Source organism: Shewanella sp. SR44-3 (assembly GCF_014163735.1).
Lineage (GTDB): Bacteria > Pseudomonadota > Gammaproteobacteria > Enterobacterales > Shewanellaceae > Shewanella.
On record NZ_JACJDV010000095.1, the window covers coordinates 1 to 992 of the forward strand.

General features: G+C 45.6%; 1 protein-coding gene. It reads left to right on the forward strand.

The genetic code is table 11. The annotated features are described in order from the left end of the window. A partial coding sequence (locus tag H5073_RS17955; protein ID WP_182680924.1) for an IS256-like element ISSde5 family transposase occupies positions 1 to 963 on the forward strand: 963 nt, incomplete at its 5' end. Positions 964 to 992: the final 29 nt, after the last annotated feature.

The following is a 992-nucleotide window of genomic DNA, read 5'->3' on the forward strand; positions in this document are numbered from 1 at the left end:
GGCTCCTTTGAACCTCAGCTCATCAAGAAGAACCAAACCACGCTCACCGATGAAATTGACCGCAAAGTGCTGTCAATGTTCAGCATGGGCATGAGCTACCGTGACATCAATCAGCACGTCGAGGAGATGTACGGCATTAATGTCTCCAGCGCGACCATTAACGCCATAACTGATAAGCTCATTCCTGAGCTAAAAGCCTGGCAACAGCGCCCACTCGATAGCCATTATCCGATTGTCTGGCTCGATGCGATACATTACAAAGTCAAAGAAGATGGCCGTTACATCAGCAAAGCGGTGTACACCCTGTTAGCCCTTAATATGCAAGGAAAAAAAGAAATACTCGGCCTGCATTTATCTGAAAATGAAGGCGCTAATTACTGGTTATCTGTGCTGACCGATCTTAATAATCGCGGCGTAAAAGACATCCTTATCGCCTGTGTTGATGGCCTGACGGGATTTCCTGAAGCCATCGCCAGTATCTTCCCGAATACAGAGACGCAGCTGTGCATCATTCACCAAATTCGCAACTCAATGAAGTACGTCGCCTCGAAAAATCAGAAGGCGTTCATGGCCGATTTGAAGTGTGTTTATCGCGCGGTGAGCAAGGAAGCGGCGGAGCTAGCGTTAGATGAACTAGAAGCAAAATGGGGCGAGGCTTACCCACTTGTTATTAATTCTTGGCGCCGTAAGTGGCACAATTTATCGCACTATTTTAAGTATCCGGAGCACATCAGAAAAGTGATTTACACCACCAATGCGGTGGAAGCGGTACACCGTCAATTTAGGAAGTTAACCAAAACTAAAGGGGCTTTTCCTAATGAAAATAGCTTGTTGAAGCTACTTTATGCTGGCATATTGAACGCCTCGAATAAATGGACAATGCCCATTCACAATTGGAGCCTTTGTCTATCTCAGTTAGCGATTTATTTTGAAGGACGTTTAGACAGCGTGCTCGAAATTTAAACTTAACCTGACACAGAATTTCGAACGCC